The 658-nt window shown below is 48.6% G+C and carries 1 protein-coding gene; it reads right to left on the minus strand.

Going from position 1 to position 658, the window contains the following annotated elements; genetic code table 11:
* Positions 1 to 658: sigma-54-dependent Fis family transcriptional regulator (locus ACWHAR_RS28095; RefSeq protein WP_452088570.1), on the minus strand; the 658-nt coding region annotated here is incomplete at both ends.

Genomic DNA, 658 nt, shown 5'->3' on the forward strand with positions numbered 1-658 from the left:
GATTTTTTCAAGACAATGGCTGATGAGCTCGGCTTCGTTTTTTTTCGTATGTGCGCTGATCTCGCGTTCGATGGCGTGTGCGGCAGTGGCAGCCATCCCAAGCATAAAGGGATGCCTTCTATCCGTGAGGCAGGAAATATCGATTAAACCCATAACGGTGCCGTCTTCATCGCGAATCGGTGCAGCAGAACAGCTCCAATGGTGGGAAGCGACCGAAAAATGCTCGGTCCCGTGAATGGTGACAGCTTCGCCGATTTCAAGTGCGGTTCCGATGGCGTTCGTGCCGACTTCTGTTTCCGTCCAGCGCACGCCCTCGACAAAATTGATTTTTTTCGCCTCTTCAAGCGTCCTCCGGCAGCCGGCCAAGCTTAATACGTACCCGTCGGCATCGATCAGGAGCGCCATCATTTCCGACTCTTTTAATTCACGGCTGATATTGTGTAGATAAGGCAGGGCGATATCGAGGAATAACGAGTGTTTCTTTTTTTGAGCGTCGAATAAATCCTTTTTTAAAATTGACTGTCCTTTATCTAAATACGGATTGACATTTCGATTTTTGCAGCGGTACCATGATTCCATGACTCTTTTGTTCAAGCGGGCCTGATCAAGAAGCCCTTCCTGAACAAAGCGTTTCCACGTATTTAAATAGCAGGGCGTC

The organism is Bacillus sp. LR--39 (genome assembly GCF_053613335.1).